Annotated in this window: 21 protein-coding genes; 18 read left to right on the top strand and 3 right to left on the bottom strand. The window is 68.9% G+C overall.

Translation table 11 applies throughout. The features are described from left to right. The first annotated feature begins 5 nt into the window (after nt 1–5). The 10 genes from BLP83_RS05660 (at nt 6) to BLP83_RS05615 (ending at nt 11,442) form a co-directional block, all read left to right on the top strand. Nucleotides 6–551 (top strand): heme NO-binding domain-containing protein, encoded by a 546-nt coding sequence (locus tag BLP83_RS05660; protein ID WP_176764025.1) that lies wholly within the window; start codon nt 6–8, stop codon nt 549–551. Further along, nucleotides 538–2,769 (top strand): putative bifunctional diguanylate cyclase/phosphodiesterase, encoded by a 2,232-nt coding sequence (locus BLP83_RS05655; RefSeq protein ID WP_218121198.1) that lies wholly within the window; start codon nt 538–540, stop codon nt 2,767–2,769. Before BLP83_RS05660 ends, BLP83_RS05655 begins: the two co-directional genes overlap by 14 nt. A 132-nt stretch (nt 2,770–2,901) precedes the next feature. Next, nucleotides 2,902–3,663, top strand: coding sequence for an enoyl-CoA hydratase/isomerase family protein (locus BLP83_RS05650; protein WP_091239937.1), 762 nt, complete (start codon nt 2,902–2,904; stop codon nt 3,661–3,663). 73 nt (nt 3,664–3,736) lie between these two features. Continuing rightward, complete coding sequence (nadC, locus tag BLP83_RS05645; protein ID WP_091239934.1) at nt 3,737–4,669, top strand: carboxylating nicotinate-nucleotide diphosphorylase; 933 nt, start codon at nt 3,737–3,739, stop codon at nt 4,667–4,669. Nucleotides 4,670–4,845: 176 nt separating this feature from the next. Next, nucleotides 4,846–6,411, top strand: coding sequence for a hypothetical protein (locus BLP83_RS05640; protein WP_091239932.1), 1,566 nt, complete (start codon nt 4,846–4,848; stop codon nt 6,409–6,411). A 346-nt stretch (nt 6,412–6,757) separates the two neighbouring features. Further along, the gene (gene ubiM, locus BLP83_RS05635) at nt 6,758–7,981 is read left to right on the top strand and encodes a 5-demethoxyubiquinol-8 5-hydroxylase UbiM (RefSeq protein ID WP_091239929.1); all 1,224 of its coding nucleotides are present in this window, start codon (nt 6,758–6,760) and stop codon (nt 7,979–7,981) included. Nucleotides 7,982–8,213: 232 nt separating this feature from the next. Beyond that, entirely contained in the window at nt 8,214–8,702 is a 489-nt protein-coding gene (locus BLP83_RS05630; RefSeq protein WP_425388978.1) for a GNAT family N-acetyltransferase, read from the top strand. Between the two features lies 1 nt (nt 8,703). Then, on the top strand, nt 8,704–9,927 hold the full coding sequence (hutI, locus tag BLP83_RS05625; protein ID WP_091239923.1) for an imidazolonepropionase: 1,224 nt from the start codon (nt 8,704–8,706) through the stop codon (nt 9,925–9,927). Nucleotides 9,928–9,961: 34 nt separating this feature from the next. Further along, nucleotides 9,962–10,564, top strand: a complete 603-nt coding sequence (locus BLP83_RS05620; protein ID WP_091239921.1) for a hypothetical protein — start codon at nt 9,962–9,964, stop codon at nt 10,562–10,564. Between the two features lie 80 nt (nt 10,565–10,644). After that, nucleotides 10,645–11,442 carry a carbon-nitrogen hydrolase family protein gene (locus BLP83_RS05615; protein WP_091239919.1) on the top strand — a complete coding sequence of 266 codons (798 nt, stop codon included), beginning with the start codon at nt 10,645–10,647 and terminating at the stop codon, nt 11,440–11,442. Between the two features lie 174 nt (nt 11,443–11,616). On the opposite strand, the gene BLP83_RS05610 is transcribed toward BLP83_RS05615, so the two are convergent. Both BLP83_RS05610 and BLP83_RS05605 read right to left on the bottom strand, forming a co-directional pair. Beyond that, the gene (locus BLP83_RS05610) at nt 11,617–11,976 is read right to left on the bottom strand and encodes a putative toxin-antitoxin system toxin component, PIN family (RefSeq protein WP_218121197.1); all 360 of its coding nucleotides are present in this window, start codon (nt 11,974–11,976) and stop codon (nt 11,617–11,619) included. A gap of 52 nt (nt 11,977–12,028) precedes the next feature. Then, nucleotides 12,029–12,271, bottom strand: coding sequence for a hypothetical protein (locus BLP83_RS05605; protein ID WP_091239917.1), 243 nt, complete (start codon nt 12,269–12,271; stop codon nt 12,029–12,031). A 378-nt stretch (nt 12,272–12,649) separates the two neighbouring features. Here BLP83_RS05605 and BLP83_RS05600 point away from each other — a divergent pair, with 378 nt between their 5' ends. From BLP83_RS05600 to BLP83_RS05575, 6 genes are all read left to right on the top strand, one after another. Next, entirely contained in the window at nt 12,650–12,913 is a 264-nt protein-coding gene (locus BLP83_RS05600; protein WP_091239916.1) for an antitoxin, read from the top strand. Beyond that, nucleotides 12,910–13,329 carry a type II toxin-antitoxin system VapC family toxin gene (locus BLP83_RS05595; RefSeq protein WP_091239912.1) on the top strand — a complete coding sequence of 140 codons (420 nt, stop codon included), beginning with the start codon at nt 12,910–12,912 and terminating at the stop codon, nt 13,327–13,329. The genes BLP83_RS05600 and BLP83_RS05595 overlap by 4 nt, the downstream gene beginning before the upstream one ends. Nucleotides 13,330–13,661: 332 nt before the next feature. Next, entirely contained in the window at nt 13,662–13,913 is a 252-nt protein-coding gene (locus BLP83_RS05590; RefSeq protein WP_091239910.1) for a helix-turn-helix domain-containing protein, read from the top strand. 1 nt (nt 13,914) lies between these two features. Next, nucleotides 13,915–15,243: a type II toxin-antitoxin system HipA family toxin gene (locus BLP83_RS05585; RefSeq protein WP_245679966.1), complete on the top strand. Its 1,329-nt coding sequence runs from the start codon at nt 13,915–13,917 to the stop codon at nt 15,241–15,243. Between the two features lie 112 nt (nt 15,244–15,355). Further along, nucleotides 15,356–15,805, top strand: coding sequence for a hypothetical protein (locus BLP83_RS05580; RefSeq protein WP_143006556.1), 450 nt, complete (start codon nt 15,356–15,358; stop codon nt 15,803–15,805). Between the two features lie 232 nt (nt 15,806–16,037). Then, nucleotides 16,038–16,694, top strand: a complete 657-nt coding sequence (locus BLP83_RS05575; RefSeq protein WP_091239906.1) for an NADPH-dependent FMN reductase — start codon at nt 16,038–16,040, stop codon at nt 16,692–16,694. Between the two features lie 95 nt (nt 16,695–16,789). Here the strand turns inward: BLP83_RS05575 and BLP83_RS05570 are convergent, their stop codons facing one another. Beyond that, nucleotides 16,790–17,329: a GNAT family N-acetyltransferase gene (locus BLP83_RS05570; protein WP_091239904.1), complete on the bottom strand. Its 540-nt coding sequence runs from the start codon at nt 17,327–17,329 to the stop codon at nt 16,790–16,792. Here BLP83_RS05570 and BLP83_RS19215 point away from each other — a divergent pair. Together BLP83_RS19215 and BLP83_RS05565 are read left to right on the top strand one after the other, a co-directional pair. Beyond that, nucleotides 17,328–17,450, top strand: a complete 123-nt coding sequence (locus BLP83_RS19215) for a hypothetical protein (protein WP_281187105.1) — start codon at nt 17,328–17,330, stop codon at nt 17,448–17,450. The genes BLP83_RS05570 and BLP83_RS19215 overlap by 2 nt on opposite strands. A 189-nt stretch (nt 17,451–17,639) precedes the next feature. Then, on the top strand, nt 17,640–19,118 hold the full coding sequence (locus BLP83_RS05565) for a hypothetical protein (protein ID WP_091239901.1): 1,479 nt from the start codon (nt 17,640–17,642) through the stop codon (nt 19,116–19,118). Nucleotides 19,119–19,132: the final 14 nt, after the last annotated feature.

Here is a 19,132-nt window from a genome sequence, read left to right as displayed (position 1 = left end):
GTCCGATGCTGGGCATGGTCTTCACCGAACTCATGGACATGGTTGAAACGCGCTACTCGCCAGAGCTGGCGGACCGGGTGCTGCAGCGCGCCGCGCTGCCCCATGGCGGCGCCTACACCGCCGTGGGCTACTACCCGCACGAGGAGATCGTGCGCCTGGTCGGCCTGCTGTCCGAGGAGACCGGACAGCCGGTGGACACGCTCGTGCGCGGCTTCGGCCAGCATCTGCTGGGCCGATTCGAACAGGCCTATCCGGAGCTGTTCGCCGGCAAGCGGACCCTCTATGACTTCCTGGCCAGCATCGAGTCGCACATCCACGTCGAGGTACACAAGCTCTATCCCGAAGCGCGGCTGCCGCGTTTCGAAGTGCTGGAGCGCGGGCCACGACACCTGCAGCTCGCCTATCGCTCGCCGCGGCGGATGAGCGCGCTGGCCGAGGGCCTGATCATTGGCGCTGCCGATCTCTACAAGGAGCCACAACGACTGGAACTGCGCGAGGCGCCGGAACTGGGGGCCGATGCGATGGTGTTCGAACTCCATGCCCTCTACTGAACCCGGCGGCGCTACCCACACCATGCCTGGACTGCTGCTGCCGCCCGCATCGGAGCCTCAGGATCCCGCCGCCCAACAGCGCCTGGCCCTGATGGAGCGCCGACTGGAGCGCGAGCGCGAGGCGCGGCGCCAGGCCGAAGCCCTGCTCACCGCCAAGAGCCGCGAGCTCTACCTCAGCGCCGAGCGCGCCCGCGAGGCCGAGCACACCCTCGCGCTGGCGCTGTGGGCCAGCGGCGAGAGCATCTGGGAGTGGGAGGCCGCGAGCAGTCGTCTGAGCCTGCGCAGCTTCGAGGGCGACCGCCTGCAGACCCTCGATGACGCGCCGCAGATCCTGCTCGACGACGCCGGCAGCGTGCACCCGGCCGACATCGGCGAGGCCAGTACGCATTGGCGCGATTACCTGCGCGGCGCCGCCGAGTCCTTGGAGTGCAGCTTCCGCCTGCGGTTGAATTCGAACTGGCGCTGGGTGCGCATCCGCGGCCGCGCGGTGGCACGCAGCGCCTCGGGCCGGATCGAGCGCATCGTCGGCACCCTGCGCGACGTCACCGCCGAACGCGAGGCGGAAGAGGCACTGCACCTGCTGAGCGACGCTTTCGACAAGGCCCGCGAGCCGATGCTGATGCTCGACCGCCGCGGCGTGATCCACGAATGCAACCGCGCTTTCCACGATCTCGTTGGCATCGACAGCTTTGGCAAGGGCAGCCATGTCTTCAGCCTGCTGCAGGGCGACCGCAGGGCACTGGAGCACCTGCTGATCGAGGTCGGCGAAGGTTGGCGCGAGCAGCTGCAGCTCAAGCGCGCCGACGGCAGCCTGCTGCCCGTCGAACTCAGCATCCTGCGGGTGATCGAAGGCGCCGAGCGCCGCGGCATGCTGGTCGCCACGCTCAGCGATCTCAGCCTGCAGCGCAGCGCCCAGGCGCGCGCCCAGCGCGCCAGCCTGCTGGATGGCCTGACCGGCCTGGCCAACCGCGCTCACTTCGAGAACCGTCTCAAGCTGCGTCTCGCCCGCGAGCAGGGTGCTCCACTGGCTCTGCTGTGGATCAACCTCGACGGCTTCCGCGCGATCAACGACTCGCTGGGCCATGCCGCAGGCGATGCCTTCCTGTTCGAGACCGCGCAGCGCCTGCAGGACCTGGCCGGCGAACGCGACGAGTTGGCGCGCTTGAGCGGCGACGAGTTCGCCATGCTGCTCGATGGCGAGGACGCCGCCGGGCGCGCGCCCACCGCCGCGCGCCAGATCATCGCCACCGTCGGCGCGCCGATGCAGATGGGCGAGCGCATGGTCTCGGTCAGCGCCAGCATCGGCATCGCCCTGTTCCCCGAGGATTCGCGCCTGGCCGATCAATTGCTGCAGCAGGCCGAGACGGCCATGCGCAAGGCCAAGCAGCGGGGCCGCGCGCGCGCCGAGTTCCACCGCGGCGAGTTGGGCGGCGAAGCGGCACGCCGACTGGAGCTGATCACCGAACTGCGCCGCGACATCGAGGCCGGCGCGATGGACACCGTGCTGCAGCCCAAGGTGAGCGCCGGCGGCTACGTGGTCGGCTACGAGCTGCTGATGCGCTGGAACAACCCGCGGCTGGGGCCGGTCTCGCCGACCGCCTTCATTCCCCTGTCCGAGGAGTTCGGCCTGGTCGGCGCGCTCGGCCTGATCGCGATGGAGCGCGCCGCTGCCTTCGCCGCGCACCTGCTGCGCATGGGGCTGCATACGCCGGTCGCACTCAATCTTTCGCCGCGGCAGGTGTTCGACCCTGACACCGAGCAGCAGCTGGTGGCGGCCTGTGCGCGGCACAGCCTGCCGCACGACATGCTGGAAATCGAGCTGACCGAGTCGGCCCTGCTCGAGAACATCGAAGCCGGGCGCAGCTTTCTGCGCCGGCTGTCCGAGCAGGGTTTCAAGCTCTCGCTGGACGACTTCGGCACCGGCTTCTCTTCCTTGGCCTACCTGCGGCGGCTGCCCTTCAACACCATCAAGATCGACCGCTGCTTCATGGACGACATCGATACCGATGCGCGCGCCCTGCGCCTGCTCGAAGGCATGGTCACCCTGTGCCAGTCGCTCGATATCGCCGTGGTGGCCGAAGGCGTGGAGACCATCGCCCAGCGCAACCTGCTGGTGCGCATGGGCGTCGACCAGATGCAGGGCTACCACTTCGCTCGCCCGATGCCGGCCGAGGACGTGATCGCCCTGGCGACGCGTCGGCTTCCCCTCGGCGAGTGATCTCGCCCGCGGCACGTGCGCATCGGCGGGCGTGTCTGCAGCGGCCCGGACCCGTGCTTCTTGACGCCACGCAGCAGGCCCGGGGTCGGCGGGGCCGCTATGCTATCGCCCCCACCCTACGGAGGCGTATGCATGTTGCAGAAGATTTCCCACGGCCGCGTTCACGAGTTGCGCTTCGATCGCCCGCCGGCCAACGCCTTCAACCACGCCCTGCTCACGGCCCTGATCGAGGCGATCGACGCTGCGCCCGGCGAAGGCGCCGAAGGGCTGGTCATCTCGGGCAGCCCGGGCCTGTTCTCCGGCGGGCTGGACGTGCCGACCCTGCTCACGCTCGACCGCGAGGGCGTGCTCGCCACCTGGGGCGCCTTCATGCAGGTCTGCGCCAGGCTCGCCGCCTGCCCGATCCCGGTGGTGGCTGCCCTGACCGGCCACAGCCCGGCCGGCGGCGCGGTGATCAGCCTGTTCGCCGACTACCGGGTGATGGCGCGTGCGGGTGAGAAAGGTCCGTACCGCATCGGACTCAACGAAACCCAGGTCGGCCTGGTGGTGCCGGGCCCGATCCAGTACGCGCTGAAGCGCCTCGTGGGCGAGCGTATCGGCGAGCGCCTGCTGGTCGCCGGCGAAATGATCGAATCCACCCGCGCCGCCGAGATCGGCATGGTCGACGAAGTGGCCGAGCTCGACCAGGTGATCCCGCGCGCGATCGCCTGGCTGGAGGCCCACCTGAGCCTGCCGCGTCGGGCCATGCTGATCACCCGCGCGATGTCGCGCGAGTCCCTGATCCAGGCGATCTGCGCGCCCGACGCCATCGACCTCGGCCCCTTCATCGAAGGCTGGTACCACCCGGAAACCCAGGGCGTGCTGAAGGCGCTGGTGGCGCGGCTGGGCAAGTAGCCAGCGAATGCACGGGTAGGCGCGCAGCGAGCGCGCGCCTACCCTATGCGCCCCCGCGCCCGAGTGACTCCGCATGCCGCAGTTTGCCGCCCACCCCGAGCTCACCCCCGATGAGCGCGCACGCATCCCGCTGGATGTGGTGCGCGCGCTCGAAGAGGACATCGGCGGCGGCGATGCCACGGCCGCGCTGATCGACGCCGGCGCGCGCTCACGCGCCCGCCTGATTTGCCGCGAACGCGCCGTGCTGGCTGGCCGCGACTGGTTCGAGACCTGCTTCCGCGCGCTCGACCCCGAGGCGCGCATCGACTGGCGCGCAGCCGACGGCCAGTGGCTGCAGCCCGGCGCCGAGGTCTGCGCCATCGAAGGCACCAGCCGCGCCCTGCTCTCGGCCGAACGCAGCGCGATCAACTTCCTGCAGACCCTGTCGGCCACGGCCACCCGCGCTGCCGCCTTCGTCGAAGCCGTTGCCGGCACCCGCGCGCGCATCCTCGACACCCGCAAGACCCTGCCCGGCCTGCGGCTCGCACAGAAGTACGCGGTGCGCTGCGGCGGTGGACACAACCACCGCATCGGCCTGTACGACGCCGTGATGGTGAAGGAGAACCACATCGCCGCGGCCGGCAGCATCGCCGCGATCGTGGCGCAGGCGCGCCGCCAGTCGCCGGGTCTGCCCGTCATCGTCGAAGTCGAGACCTTGGATGAATTGGCGCAGGCCATCAAGGCCCGCGCCGACCGCATCCTGATTGACGACTTCAACGCCGAGGAGCGCCGTCGCGCGGTCGAGTTCACCGCCGGCCGCGTCCCGCTGGAAGTGTCCGGTGGCGTCGGCCTCGAAGGCATCCGCGCGATCGCCGAGAGCGGCGTCGACTGCATCTCGATCGGCAGCCTGACCAAGCATGTGCAGGCGATCGACTTCTCGCTGCGGCTCGCCGCGGTCGAGCAGGCTGTTGAAAAACAGGCTGCCAGCCCGGCCAAGGGTGGCCGGGACGACGAAGCAAGCGCGTAAGCGATGGATGTGTCGGGAGGCGGTACGGACCTGCGCCGGACCGCCGACTTGAAAAACTCCCCGGAAGGGAGTTCTTCAACAAGCGGCTAACCCTGCCCCCCCAGTTCAGGGGGTACACGCGGCACGCGTCGACACCTAGCCTGTCCGCGTCCATCCACGCCGACAGGGGGCGCTCCATGTTCAAGCAGATTCGCACGGCTCTCGGCCATCGCCGACTGGCGCTTTCACTGGCCCTGCTGCTGCCGGCCTCGGCCGGCCTCGCCCAGAGCATCGACTACACCGGCGGCTGGTGGCGCGCCGACGAGTCGGGCTGGGGCCTGTTCACCATCGACCAGGGCAATGTCCTGCTGCCGACCTGGTTCACCTATGACGTCCAAGGCCAAGCCAGCTGGTTCGTGATCGGCGGAGCCAGCCTGCAGTCCGACGGCAGCTACCTCGGCGATGTCTACCGCTTCACGGGCGTCCCCTTCACGCAGATCAACGGCCGTGCGTCGGAGACCGGCACCAAGGTCGGCAGTGCCCGGCTGCGCTTTCCCGCGCGCGATCGCATGCTGTTCGACTACACCATCGACGGCATCAGCCAGAGCAAGCAGCTCGATCGCTTCGTGTTCGACGGCCAGCAGCTCGAGTGCTCGGGCAGCAGCGCCGATCCGGCCGGCTTCAGCAACTACACCGCACTGTGGTGGAACCCGGACCAGAGCGGCTGGGGCGTGCAGATCAACCACGTTGGCGACCTGCTCTCGGCCACCTGGTACACCTATGGCGAAGACCGCAAGCCGGCCTGGTTCGTGTTCAACGCGACGCGTCAGGCCGACGGCCGCTACACCGGCCCGCTGCTGCGCGGTCGCACCGGCACCCGCTTCGATCAGATCAACGGCCAGCCGGCGGTGGGCCAGATCGAAGAGGTCGGCACGGTGAGCCTCAGATTCACCAACGGCGCCGCCGGCGAGTTCAGCTACACGATCGGCGGCAGCACCCGCAGCGTGCAGATCAGCCGCGCCGAGTTCGGCGCCCGCAGCAGCGAGTGCCGCAGCGTACCCGCCACGCCGGTCGGCGAGCCATCCGCGGGCGACGAGTGCTATCCCCCACTGCGCGTGGGCGACCGCTTCCTGCTGCAGGACGGCAGCGGCGGGCGCATCGAGCAGCGCGTCACCGGCACCAGCACCTACAAGGGCCGCCCGGTGTTCGTGCTGGAAGACCGCATCGTCGGCGACAACAGCGCGACCGTGCGCGAGTTCATCGAGCAGACCGACACCCACCGCATCTACCTCGGCGGCGAGGGTTTCATCCGCTCGGCCAACGCCCAGGGCACCTACGAGTACGAGCCGCCGGTGGAGATTCCGCGCCTCACCCCGGTCGGCACCGAACTGCGCCGCAGCTATGTGGTGAAGAACCGCTACACGGCGATGGGCATGCAGGTCGCCGCCGACGTGCAGACCGAACAGCTCACGGTGCGGACGGGCAGCGCCGACGTGAGCGCACCGGCGGGCACCTTCAATGGCGCCTGCAGCTTCGACACCCGCGTCACGCTCAACAGCACGGTCAACGTGGCGGGCTTCTCCGTCAGCACCCGCACCGAAGGCCGCACCCTGCTCTCCGCCCATCCCAGCGTCGGCACCGTGCGCAGCGAGCAGGAGTCGACCAGCACCACCAGCGCCGCCGGCGCGCCGCCCAGCAGCCAGACCACGCGCACGACCAGCGTGCTGGTCGAGGCCGAGGTCAACGGCCGCCGCTACCCCTGAGGCAACACGGATCAAGTCCATCCTGGCCTTGATCAGTGATCGCGAGTCCGGCGCAGGTCCGGACTCGCCTTGGCTGGATCAAGCATCGCGTGCTCGATCCGCGGGTGCGCCCGCCATGGCGCGCAACAACGCTGGATTCTCCAGCGTTGCCCTGAGCCCAGGCCCTGACCGGCCATCGAGCACTTCCCGCTGACACGCCCGCGATCCCCGGACGGCAGCCGCCAGACGCTGCCGCCGGGGCATCGCCCCGCAGTCTTCACAAACGCTTGATTCAGATCAGGAACGGCCACCCTGCCCTGCGGCAGCCTGTGCGCCCTGTCACCTCCACTAGCGCGAGACACCGCACATGGACTTCGACCTGATCGTGATCGGTGCCGGGCCGAACGGCCTCTGTTTCGCGCGGGCGCTGGCGGATGCCGGCCTCAGCATCGCCCTGGTCGACCAGCAGCCGCGCCAAGCGCTCGCCGAGGCCGAGTTCGACGGCCGCGAGATCGCGCTGACCCATCACAGCGTCGAGCTCCTGCAGCGCATGGGCGTGTGGGCGCACATCCCCGAGGACGAGCGCCACCCGCTGCGGGCCGCCAAGGTGCTGAACGGCGATGCGAAGCGCGGCATCGAGATCGACCCCGGCGCCAGCCCGCACGACCGCCTCGGCTGGCTGGTGCCCAACCACCTCATCCGTCGTGCGGCCTATGCCGCAGTGGAGGGGCAGGCCGGGCTGCACTGGTTCGATGGCCTGCGGCCGATCGCGGTGGACTGCCGCAGCAGCCATGCCGAGGTGCAGCTGTCCGACGGCCGCCTGCTGCGTGGTCGCCTGCTGGTCGCGGCCGACAGCCGCTTCTCCGAGACCCGACGCGCGCTGGGCGTCGCCGCCGACATGGAGGACTTCGGCAAGACCATGCTGGTCTGCCGCATGCGGCACGAAGTCGGCCACGAGCACACCGCCTGGGAGTGGTTCGGCTTCGGCCAGACCCTGGCCCTGCTGCCGCTCGGCGAGCGCACCGCCTCGGCCGTGCTGACGCTTCCGGCCTGCGAGATCCAGCGCCTCTTGGCGATGGACGAGGCCGCCTTCGGCGCCGAGATCACCCGCCGCTTCGACGGTCGCCTGGGCGCCATGCAGCCGATCGGCAGCCGCCATGCCTATCCGCTGGTCGGCGTGTATCCGCGCCAGTTCGTCGGCACGCGCTTCGCCCTGGTCGGCGATGCCGCGGTGGGCATGCACCCGGTCACCGCGCACGGCTTCAACTTCGGCCTGCTCGGCGTGGATCTGCTGGCCCAGCGCATCCGTCGGGCCCGCACCGTGGGCCTCGACATCGCCAATGCCCGCGACCTGCAGGGCTACCAGCGCGAACTGCGCCGCGCCACCCGGCCGCTGTACCTGGCCACCCGCGCGATCGCCCGGCTCTACACCAGCGACAGCGCCCCGGCGCGCCTGCTGCGCCGGGCCGGCATCGCCTTCGCCGCCCGCGCCCTGCCCTTCCGTCGCGCGCTCGCGGGCGCGCTGTCGGCCAGCGGCGACAGCCGCGAGCAGACGCGGCCGCTGACCCAGGGCCTGCGCGCACTGTTCTGAGGCAAGGCAGAAGAACTGAGCCTTTGCCGCGCGCCATGGAGGGCGCGGCAAAGCCGTAGGCTTCCGCCTTGCGCACAGGCGGCCCCGCCACGAGGCCCGCCCCCCACCAAAGCCACGCCCCACATCGCCACGCGCGCACCCATAATCGGGCCTTCACAACCCGCCCACGCGCACCGCCATGCCCGCTCATACCGACACCGGCTCCACCGACGCGACTTCGCCCAAGGCAACGCTGCCGAACAACGCACGCATCCGCCGCATCAGCGCCGCCGATGACCCCGCGGTGGCGAACATCATCCGCACCGTCATGCCGGAATTCGGCGCCGACGGCCCGGGCTTCGCCATCCACGATCCCGAAGTCGCTGCGATGAGCGAAAACTACGCCGCCCCCGGCCACGCCTACTTCGTTCTGGAGCGCGACGGCCGCGTCATCGGCGGCGCTGGCATCGCACCACTCGCGGGTGACGTGCCCGGCGTCTGCGAGCTGCGCAAGATGTACTTCCTGCGCGAGGCCCGCGGCATCGGCGCAGGCGCCGCGATGATGGCGGTCTGCCTCGACTACGCCCGCGAAGCCGGCTATCGCCAGTGCTACCTCGAAACCCTCACCGGCATGGACGCCGCCGCCAAGCTCTACGAACGCAGCGGCTTCAGCCGCATCCCGCGGGCCATGGGCGCCACCGGCCACTTCGCCTGCAACCGCTTCTACCTGCGCGAGCTCTGAGGTGAGCGCGCCCTTCGACCGCCTGCTCTGCGGCCTGCGCGCCGCCACGCTCGCCGACGAAAGCGGCTACGGCCTGATCGAAGACGCCGCCATCGGCATCCGCGACGGCCGCATCGCCTACATCGGCCCGCAGACGAAGCTCAGCGCCGAGCAGCGCCACCAGGCCCGCGAAATCGAGCTGTTCGACAACGCACTCGCCACGCCCGCCCTGATCGACTGCCACACGCATCTGGTGTTCGGCGGCAACCGCGCCCGCGAATTCGAGATGCGGCTGAACGGTGCCAGCTACACCGAAATCGCCCAGGCCGGCGGCGGCATCCTCAGCACCGTGCGCGCCACCCGCGAAGCCACCGAAGAACAGCTGCTCACCGCCGCCCTGCCCCGCGCCCGCGCGCTGATGCGTGACGGCGTGGCGACCATCGAGATCAAGTCCGGCTACGGCCTCGACATCGACACCGAGCTGCGCATGCTGCGCGTGGCGCGACGACTCGGCGAGGTGCTGGGCATCAGCGTGCGCACCACCCTGCTGGCCGCCCATGCCCTGCCGCCCGAATACGCCGGCCGCGCCGACGACTACATCCGCCACGTCTGCACCGCCATCCTGCCCGCCGCCCACAACGAAGGCCTGGTCGACGCCGTCGACGCCTTCTGCGAAGGCATCGGCTTCAGCCCCGAACAGACCCGCCGCGTGTTCGATGCAGCCACCGCGCTGGGCCTGCCGGTGAAGCTGCACGCCGACCAGCTCAGCAACCTCGGCGGCGCGGCCCTGGTCGCCGACTACGGGGGCCTGAGCGCCGACCACATCGAGTTCACCGACGAAGACGCCGTGGCCCGCATGGCCGAACGCGGCACCGTTGCCGTGCTGCTGCCCGGCGCCTTCCTCTGCCTGCGCGAAACCCAGCTGCCCCCCATCGACGCCCTGCGCCGCCACCGCGTGCCCATGGCCGTCAGCACCGATCTCAACCCCGGCACCTCACCGCTGATGTCCCTGCGCCTTGCCATGAACCTGGCCTGCACCCTGTTCCGCCTGACCCCCGAAGAAGCCCTGCGCGGTGCGACGGTGAATGCGGCGAAGGCGCTGGGGCTGGCGGATCGGGGACGATTGGTGGAAGGGATGCGGGCGGATATCGCGGTGTGGGGGGTGACTGAGGCGGCGGAGTTGAGTTACTGGATGGGGGCGGAGCTGCTACAAGCCACTCACTACGCGTCACAACGCCACGATTGACGGAGCTCTCCTGAACGCGTTCGAACATTCACCTGTGAAGCTTCTGCTGGCAGCAGCGCTGGCGATAAGCGCTTCGCGCGGCACCGCAAGCGAAGCCGTCGACCCGTCACCCGACGAATCACTCGCGCTTGAGGAACCCGCTCAGGGGATACTGCACCTGCAACGCCATGCCCTGATCGCACGCAGACTGGAGCAGCTGGCCGTACTGCTTTCGGACGGCTACGCCGTGCTAGGCGAGCAAAGAGACGGGGTGCGGTTCGGCCCCTTGCTGCCCGATCAGGGGCAGGCCGCGGTGGCAGTGTTCTCGCTCGAAGGCTTCCGCAAGAGCAACTCGCACAACGACTACCTCGCCGTGTTCGCGCACATAGTTAACGAAACCGGCGAGCTCGACGACCCTCATGAGCCCTACCGACTGCTGGACGTGATGCAGATCGGCGGCAAGGGCTGGCGCAGCTTCCCGAACGCCCCGGTGAGCATCGAAGCAGGTGTGATCTCGCTGGAGGGCTTGAAGTACGCAGAAAGCGATGCACTGTGCTGCCCGAGCCTGCCGTTTACGACCCGCTTTCGCTTCGAGAATGGCAGGCTGTCGGAGCTGACTTCTGCTCTGGCAACTGCCGAACCTGAAGTCGAGCTCTAGCTTGCAAGGGGAGGGCAGTTGGCTCAAGACCGAACTGTCCTAGCCCCTGCTTCGCGTGTGACGTCAAACCAGGCCCAGACATGCCCACCACCCGCATCGCCCTCGCCAACCTCCCAATCCCCGCCACCCGCGAAGCCGCGGTCGATGCCGCCGTCGCCGCCATCGCCGAAGCCGGGCGCCAAGGCGCGCTGATCCTCTGCTTCCCCGAGTGCTTTATCCCCGGCTATCGATGGCCGGGGGCGGTGATGCCGGCGCCGGAGACGGGCTTTCTTGAGCAGGCCGTGCGTGCGGTGGCAGATGCCTCGAAGGCGGCAGGCGTGGCGGTGATCCTGGGCACCGAGCGCATCACCGAGCGCGGGCTGCAGATCAGCGCCTGCGTGATCGGTGCCGATGGCGAGATCCTCGGCTGGCAGGACAAGGGCCAGATCGATCCGGATGAGGAGCCCACCTACCCCGCCTATGGCAGCGAGCGGCAGGTGTTCAGCGTGGGCCCGCTGCGCTTTGGCGTGGTGATCTGCCACGAGGGCTGGCGCTATCCCGAGACGGTGCGCTGGGCGGCGCGGCGCGGGGCACAGGTGGTGTTCCATCCGCATGCCGCCGTCGGCGAGCCCGGCGGCTTTCGCCCGCAGACCTTTGCCGACCCGGGCGGCAGCTTCCACGAGATGGCCGTGCGCTGCCGCGCCGCAGAGAACACCGTCTACTTCGCTTCGGTCAACTGTGCGAGCGAGGGTGTGCCGATCACTTCCGCGATCGCCGCGCCCGATGGGCGGCTGCTCTGCTGGCAGCCACATGGGGTACCGGGTTTGCTGGTGGCGGATCTCGATTTGCACGCGGCGACGGGGCTGCTGGCGCAGCGATGCAGGACGTCCGGTCTGTAGGGGCGTCTTTGCCTGCCGGCCTCGCTTGGGTGCTCGCGATGGGGTGGCAGGGCGTTGGCGAAGACCTTGGCGAGCGAGTGGCTCATGGTGGGCCGGGGCTCACCCTATGGCGCTCCGGCGAAGCTGTGGGCGATCTTGCGAGGTATGAAAGCTGAGTCGCCGGGGCCTGCTTCGTCAGTTCAGCGCTTGCTCGATCCAAGTCAGGGCCTGGGCCGCCGTGAAGATCGGCACGCCTTCGTGTTCACCGAGATCAAGCAAATCGAGATCGCCCGAGACGATCAGGCGGGCATTGGCCGCAAGCGCACAGGCTAGGACGTGATCGTCATCAGGGTCGCGCTTGACGACGCGCCGCACCGTTGCAGGCGACACATGCGTCACCAGCGCGGCATAGCCATTGAACAGCGTACGCGCAGACGTTCCGCGCTTGGCCAGTGTTCGGGCGAACTTCGGCCGGTCCAGCACGCCCTGAAGCTCGGCCAGCAGGGCGGTGCTGCTGAAGAGTTCGATACGCCCATCGAGCGCGGCGTCGATCAAGTGTCAGGGCGGTCCTCCGGGCCAGAGCAGGCCCGAGACGGCCGTGTTGGTATCAAGTACCAGCCGCACGTCGCTGCGCATCGCGATAGGCGGTGATCTCGCTGTCAATCTCGGCTGCGGTCAGCGCAGGCACGGGGTCCGCGGCCAGCGAATGCCTCGCGGCCCGCAGTTGCGCCACTCGTTCTACTCGCAGCTGCTCACGCAGCAACGCTTCGATACGCTCGGCGCGCAGCAGACCGGCGCTCGCGGCTTCTTCGGCAAGCTGGTCTGGCAGGGTGATCTGTACGGTGGTCATGACGCAGGGCCGAAGTTCGGGGTGGGTCGATTCTAGTCCTGGAGGGATGCCGGGCAAGCAGGCGAGCACTGCCTGATCTGCTGATGGCCGATCTGGATTCAAGTGCAGCGACTGGGGTTCTGGTGCAGCGGTCCAGAGGGTCGAGGGTGTAGGGGTGCTCTTGCCCTTGGCCTTGCGCGGGTTATTGCGATGGGAGGGCGGGGGCCTTGGCGAAGACCGGGGCGGGCGTGCCGCTCATGGTGGGCCGGGGCGCACCCTATAGGTGCTCGGTGGCGCCGCGGTCCACGGTGTCGGCTCACGCTGGGAAGCTGGCTGTGCTTGCAGCTCAGCACGCGGAGCCCCAAAGTACACACACTCAAGTAAACACAGGTGCCAGCCATGGCGACCCTGACCTCTCGTGTGTTCAACAACGGCAACAGCCAGGCCGTGCGTATTCCGGCCGAGTTCAAGCTGGATACCGACCGCGTCACCATCACCCGCAACGAGGCGGGTGATCTGATCATCCATCCGCTGCGTGCGCGGCGTGGTGCTGCCCTGCTCGAAGCGCTTGAGGCGCTGGCAGACGCGGACGCGGAATTCGTTGCGGCCCTGGAGGCGGAGCGCGCCAGCCAGCCCGACGTGCAGGAACGCGAGCCGCTGTGATCTATCTGCTCGACACCAACATCCTGATCTACCTGATCAAGAACCGGCCGCCCAGCGTGGCGCAACGAATTGATGCGCTGCCGGAGTCCGACGAGATCTGCATGTCCTTCATCACTTGGGCGGAATTGCTGAAGGGCGCGGAGCGCAGTACGCGCAAGGCCGAGGTATTGCGACGGCTCGACCAGCTCAGCCGCCAGGTGCCTGTGCGGTATCCGAGCGGCCCGGCCATCTGCCGGCACTATGCCGAGCAGGCGACTCAACTGAAGGATCAGGGCACGCCGATCGGCGCGAACGATCTTTGGATCGCCTGCCACGCCCTCGCCGATGCGGCCACGCTGGTGACGCACAACACGCGCGAGTTTGCGCGTGTCAGCGGATTGAGCGTGGAGGACTGGGCTTCGGAGGTGGCGGATTGAGCGAGTGACCTGCTGGCAACCGCAGGCCCCGCCGAGGCTGCTGGTGGCACGTCTGGATCTCGATACCGCGAGCGGGCTGCCAGCGCAGCGGTGCGAGGTGTCGGGGGTGCAGGTGTGTCCTTGCCTGCTGACCTCGCGCGGGTGCTTGCGATGAGGTGGCAGGGCGTTGGCGAGGACCTTGGCGAGCGTGTGGCTCATGGTGGGCCGGGGCCCACCCTATGCGCGCTTCGGGGGCCGATGCGGCGGGCTTCGGCGCAATACCCCACAGGGTGTATTGAACCTCTAACCCCCAGAGGGTATAAAGCGTCGAAATCCCCCACAGGGTATACGCCATGCGCCTCCATGCCGACACCCCCCAACAGCTGGCCGCCGTGCTGCGCGGCCGGCGGCTGAGCGCTGAACTGACCCAGCGCGAGGCGGGCAGCAAGGTGGGGCTGTTGCAGAAGACGGTCTCCAGCCTCGAAACCGACCCCAGCGGCAGCAGCATCGCCAGCCTGTACAAGCTGCTCTCCGCCCTGCAGCTGCGCCTGGTGCTGGAGCCGAACGAAGCGCCGGCGGACGATCCGCAGTCGCCGGAGTGGTGAGGTGAGGCGCGCACGCGGCCCTCGCCAGCTGGCGGTGTGGATGAACGGCGAGTTCGTTGGCCGCTGGCGCATCGGCGCAGGTGGCGTGCATGCCTTCGGGTACGAGGCGAGCTGGCTGCAGTCCAAGGCCGCACGTCCGCTGTCGCTGTCTCTGCCCTTGCGCGCCGCGCCCTACACGGGCCCGGTGGTGGAGGCCTTCTTCGACAACCTGCTGCCGGACAGCCCGGCCATTCGCCAGCGCCTGCAGTCGCGCTTCGGTGCCGCCAGCCAGCGCGCATTTGATCTGCTGGCGGAAGTGGGTCGCGACTGCGTGGGCGCGGTGCAGCTGCTGCCGGACGAGGTGGCGCCCGCGCCGATTGATCGCATCGAGGGCGAGCCGATGCGCGAGGCCGATGTCGCCGCCCTGCTCCGGCGCACACCGGCACTCTCGGGGCTTGGCCGCGACGACCAGGTCGACCTGCGCATCTCGCTGGCCGGCGCGCAGGAGAAGACCGCCCTGCTCTGGCACGCTGGCGGCTGGCAGCGCCCGCTGGGCACCACGCCGAGCACGCACATCTTCAAGCTGCCGCTGGGCAGGGTCGGCAATATGCAGGCCGACTTCGCCACCTCGGTCGAGAACGAGTGGCTGTGCGCGCAGCTTCTGCACGCCTTCGGCCTGCCGGTGGCGGAATGTCGCATCGCCCAGTTCGAAGAGCAGAAGGCACTGGTAGTGCAGCGCTTTGATCGGCGCCTGGCCAAGGCCAGGACACATTGGCTGCGCCTGCCGCAGGAAGACTTCTGCCAGGCCACCGGCACACCGCCGGCCTTCAAGTACAAGGCCGACGGTGGGCCCGGCATCATGCAGGGCATGCGGCTCCTGCTGGGCTCGGCACAGGCCGAGGCTGACCGCGAGACCTTCTTCCGCGCGCAGTTGGTGTTCTGGCTGCTCTGCGCCACCGATGGCCACGCCAAGAACTTCAGCCTGCACATCGAGGCCGGCGGCCGCTATCGGCTGGCGCCGCTGTACGACGTGCTGTCGGCGCATGCGGTGCTGGGCAAGGGCCGCAATCAGCTTGCCCCCGAGCGCGCACGCATGGCGATGGCAGCACACAGCACGCATCGTCACTCCCTTTGGAAGCGCATCCTGCCCCGCCACTGGGACGCCACCGCGCATCGCTGCGGCTTTCCAATCGAGCGCGCGCGTGCGCTGCGTGAGGACTTGGCGGAACGGGCGCCGGTGGTGGTCGAACAGGTGGCCCGGCAGCTGCCCGAGCGCTTTCCTGGAGAGCTGGCGGAGCGCGTGCTGGAAGGCGTCGCAGCGGCAGCGAAGAAGCTGCACACGCTGGAGTGAGCCGCGCCCGCTACGCCAATTGACGATCCAATCACACTGGCACGCCACGCCGCCTCGCGAGGGGCGCACATGCCCTACGCTACTGCCTCGAACAGCATGCCGAATGCACCGGATGACATCGCCGTATCGGCCCTCGCAGCAGTTTGAACCACCACCCTCCGCCCCGACGACAGCGTCCGGCCTGTCGATACCAGGCATCGTCATCTGGGCGCTCGGCCTGTTTCTGCTCACGGTAATGGCGAGCAGCGTGATCACTGCGCTCGGCTTCACAAGCCTTGGACTTACAGCGCAGGACGTCACCCAACCCATGGGCCTGTTCCGGCTGACCCAGCTGATTGCCTGCGGAGTGCTCGAATCACTGGTCTTCGCCTGGGTCGGCACACGAGCCCATTCAAGGCCGGCGAGAGATATCACCGCGGTACTTGTCGCCTACCTGATCCTGGGCACTTCGATCTCGGCCCTCTTCCTGGACGTGTCCCTGCTCCAGGACGCGATAGAGGGCTGGCTGCCAGCCCTTGTTTCTGCAGCGCTTGGCTACGCGATTGCAAGGCGGCTCGCGTGAAAAGGCATGCGCCAAGCGTCTACCACTTCAGGAGCATCGAGACAGGCGGAAGCTCACCCCTGTTGCAGTCGCGAGGGTGCACAGGACACTCCGTCGCGGACCGGACCGAGCGATAAATCCAATCGAGTGATCCCCACCTCGGAGCATCGATCTTCCGTTTGAAGAACTCGCCCAAGCTGGGGCACCCCATGCCGGCGAGGGACGCCACCACCACCGTGTCCGGAGACTCAACATGAAAGCCCTGCTCTTCCTCGGCTCCCGCCGAGCCTCGACACCACCGCAACCCAAGCGTCTGGGTGAGCGCGTCTGCGCGTTTCTCGGCGCGCACCTCGCCAGTCGCTTCGAAACCACGCTGATCGATCCGCTCGACTACCCGCCCACCGAGGTCTTCAAGCCGGTCTTCGCTTACGCCGAAAGCAGCAAGCCGGCACATCTCGCCGCGCTGGAGCGGCAGATCGTCGAAGCCGACGCCTATGTGATGGTGAGCCCCGAATACAACCACAGCATGAGCCCGGCGCTGGCGGACCTGCTGAATCACTTCCCAAGCTCGGCCTTCGCCTTCAAGCCCAGCCTGATCGCGACCTACTCCAGCGGCCAGTGGGGCGGCGCGCGGGCGGCGCTGAACATGCGCAGCTACCTGTCGGAACTCGGCTGCCTGCCGGTCTCGGCGATGCTGCACTTTCCGCATGCCGACAAAGCCTTCGAGGCCGACGGCAGGCCCGCCGCCGATCAGGACTCAGCGCGCTGGGCGAAGTACGCAGCGCGCGGCATCGAGCAGCTGCACTGGTGGGCAGAGGCCGCCGCGCAGCAGCGCGCGGGGGTCGATCCTTTTGCCGCGTCGCCGGCGTTCCGGCGAACGCCGAGCGAGCGCGATGCGCCCGCGGGGTGAGCAGGCGTCGGCCACGGCGGCGCAGTGAGAGGCGGTATCCCGGACGTTTGAGGCAGCGCACTTCGATGCGGCGGGCGCAGCCGAGCCGGCCCATGTCACCAGAACACCGGATCGTTCAAGGCCTCAACGCAGCGGCACGGCCCCGGCAGCGGAAGCAGAGGGGCCTCGCGCAGCGATTGACCTTGCCAGCCATGCGGCATCTGCAGCGGAAACGGCGCCTGCACCTCGTCCTCGCGCAGCGGCTGGAAGCCCACCTTGCAGTAGTAGTTGGGGTCGCCGTAGGTGAGGACGGCATCCACGCCGTGCTCGCGCAGGGCTTGCAGACCAAAGCGCAGCAGCTGCAGGCCGATGCCCTGATGCTGCCGGGCGGTGGCCACGGCCACCGGCGCCAGCACGAAGACCTGACGCGAGTCCTGCGGATAGCGCAGTCGCGAGAAGACGATGGCGCCGACCAGCTGGCCCGCATCCTCGGCAACGTAGGCAAGCCGATCCTCGGTCGGTGTCTGCCGCAGCAGATCGAAGGCGAGCTTGCCGATCAGTCGGCCTTCGCGCTCTCCTTCGGAGGCGGTGAAGCTGGACTCGACCAGTTGGGCGATCTCGTCGGCGCGGTCTGTGTGGGCTTGAAAGCAATGCATGGAAGACTCCGATGGCAAGGAAATCGATAGCGACGGTGAGCAGCGCTGGGGCGGAGCCGACCGCCTCGCTGCGCGCTCCCCCCAGGATTCTGAAGTTGAGGACCTGAAGGTGAGGATCTGAGAGTGAGGATCCGAGGATAGGCATCTGCGGATGTGGAGCCGCGCGCTCCGACAGGGCGGCCGGGGCAAGCGCGAGGCAAGGCAAGAGGCAGACCGCAGGGGCGTGGCGACGCGCGCGGCTCTGGCTCACCGATGTCCGGATCTGCACCGTGGCGACGTAGCCTTGAGGCCTGTCATCGGAGCACTGCCCATGCGCCTCCTGTCCTGCCTCGTCCCGCTCGCCCTGCTGCCGTTCACCGCCAGCCAGGCCGCCACCACCTACACCGTCACCAGCACCGCCGACAGCGGTGCGGGCAGCCTGCGGGCGGCGATCCAGTCGCTCAATGCGAATACCGCGGAAAACAGCCACACCATCGCTTTCGCGGTCGGCAGCGGGCAGACGATCCAGGTGCTGAGCAATCTGCCGGCCATCGGCCGCAGCGGCGCCTTCGTCACCATCGACGGCAGCGGCAGCCCGGGCCTGCAGATCGATGGGCTGAGCACGAACCGGCTGCTGTTCTCGTTCGAGAACGCGCTGTTCAGCGTGCGCGATCTCACCCTCACCCGGGGCTTTGCGGGTGGCGGCGGCTGCCTGCGCAGCGGCGTGGATGCCAGCGCCAGTTCGCCCATGGTGGTGGCGCGGGTGCTGTTCTCGGGCTGCCTGGCGGGCATCCAGGGGGGCGGGGCGATCTATGCCGGTGCCCAGCTTACGGTCACCGACAGCGTCTTTCTCGACAACCAGGTGACGCTGATCCCCACCGTGGCCTCGGGCGGCGGCGCGATCCTCAAGGCCGGCGCGGGCAATCTGATCGTCGAGCGCAGCACCTTCGTCGACAATCGCGTGCTGAGCGATGGAAGCGGCGACGCAGGGCCCCTGGGCGGCGCGCTCTACATCGCCGGCAGCAGCCTGAACCACGCAGTGCGCGACAGCGGGTTCAGCGGCAACCGGGTGGGCAATCCGGGCGGGACGGCGGGCGGTTTCGGGGGGGCCATCCATCTCGAAAGCGGCGGACTCAACGTCGAGCGCAGCTTCCTGCGCGGCAATGTGGCGGATCGCGAGGGCGGCGCGATCTCGGTGGCCGCCTTCGGCAACGCCTCGGCCGCGCGCAACCTCAGCGTGCGCAACAGCAGCTTCGTCGCCAACAGCGCCGGCTCGGGTGGCGCCGTCCAGTTCGCCAACTACGGCGGCAGCAGCGGCGTGCTGGACATCCGCAACAGCCTGTTCGAGCGCAATGCCGCCAGCGGCGGCAGCGGCCACAGCCTGCGCATGGGTGACAACGTGGGCAGCTTCAATCTGTCGCATACGGCCTTCGGCGCGATCGGGCTCGACGGCAGCACCGCGGGGACGCACTGCTCCGGAACCGCGAACACCCACAACGCGAATGCTGCCCTGCAGGGCACCTCGATCGGTTGCGGAACCACAGCGCTCAGCGTGACCACGCTGGGGCTGGCCGGCAGCGAGCCGACCCTGCCGGCCGCACAGCCCGTGGCCTTCGCGCTGGCACCGAACAGCCCGCTGATCGACGCTGGCGCGGAGACGGCCAGCCTTGCCAATCCGGCGGCCTGCCTGACCAGCGATGCGGCAGGCAGCTCGCGTCCGCAGTCAGGCCTCTATGGCGGACCGATCCGCTGCGATATCGGACCGATCGAGTTGATCGGCCCGATGTTCCGCGACGGCTTCGAGGACTGACGGCGTCGGCGGCG

The sequence above is a fragment of the Aquimonas voraii genome (assembly GCF_900101825.1).
GTDB classification, from domain to species: Bacteria; Pseudomonadota; Gammaproteobacteria; order Xanthomonadales; family Xanthomonadaceae; genus Aquimonas; species Aquimonas voraii.
This window is presented reverse-complemented; position numbering and strand designations above follow the sequence as displayed.

Coding starts and splice junctions, on each gene's coding strand:
- BLP83_RS05660 (WP_176764025.1), top strand. CDS start 6: ATGCTGGGCATGGTCTTCACCGAACTCATGGACATGGTTGAAACGCGC.
- BLP83_RS05655 (WP_218121198.1), top strand. CDS start 538: ATGCCCTCTACTGAACCCGGCGGCGCTACCCACACCATGCCTGGACTG.
- BLP83_RS05650 (WP_091239937.1), top strand. CDS start 2,902: ATGTTGCAGAAGATTTCCCACGGCCGCGTTCACGAGTTGCGCTTCGAT.
- nadC (WP_091239934.1), top strand. CDS start 3,737: ATGCCGCAGTTTGCCGCCCACCCCGAGCTCACCCCCGATGAGCGCGCA.
- BLP83_RS05640 (WP_091239932.1), top strand. CDS start 4,846: ATGTTCAAGCAGATTCGCACGGCTCTCGGCCATCGCCGACTGGCGCTT.
- ubiM (WP_091239929.1), top strand. CDS start 6,758: ATGGACTTCGACCTGATCGTGATCGGTGCCGGGCCGAACGGCCTCTGT.
- BLP83_RS05615 (WP_091239919.1), top strand. CDS start 10,645: ATGCCCACCACCCGCATCGCCCTCGCCAACCTCCCAATCCCCGCCACC.
- BLP83_RS05605 (WP_091239917.1), bottom strand. CDS start 12,271: ATGACCACCGTACAGATCACCCTGCCAGACCAGCTTGCCGAAGAAGCC.
- BLP83_RS05600 (WP_091239916.1), top strand. CDS start 12,650: ATGGCGACCCTGACCTCTCGTGTGTTCAACAACGGCAACAGCCAGGCC.
- BLP83_RS05590 (WP_091239910.1), top strand. CDS start 13,662: ATGCGCCTCCATGCCGACACCCCCCAACAGCTGGCCGCCGTGCTGCGC.
- BLP83_RS05580 (WP_143006556.1), top strand. CDS start 15,356: ATGACATCGCCGTATCGGCCCTCGCAGCAGTTTGAACCACCACCCTCC.
- BLP83_RS05575 (WP_091239906.1), top strand. CDS start 16,038: ATGAAAGCCCTGCTCTTCCTCGGCTCCCGCCGAGCCTCGACACCACCG.
- BLP83_RS19215 (WP_281187105.1), top strand. CDS start 17,328: ATGGAAGACTCCGATGGCAAGGAAATCGATAGCGACGGTGAGCAGCGC.
- BLP83_RS05570 (WP_091239904.1), bottom strand. CDS start 17,329: ATGCATTGCTTTCAAGCCCACACAGACCGCGCCGACGAGATCGCCCAA.
- BLP83_RS05565 (WP_091239901.1), top strand. CDS start 17,640: ATGCGCCTCCTGTCCTGCCTCGTCCCGCTCGCCCTGCTGCCGTTCACC.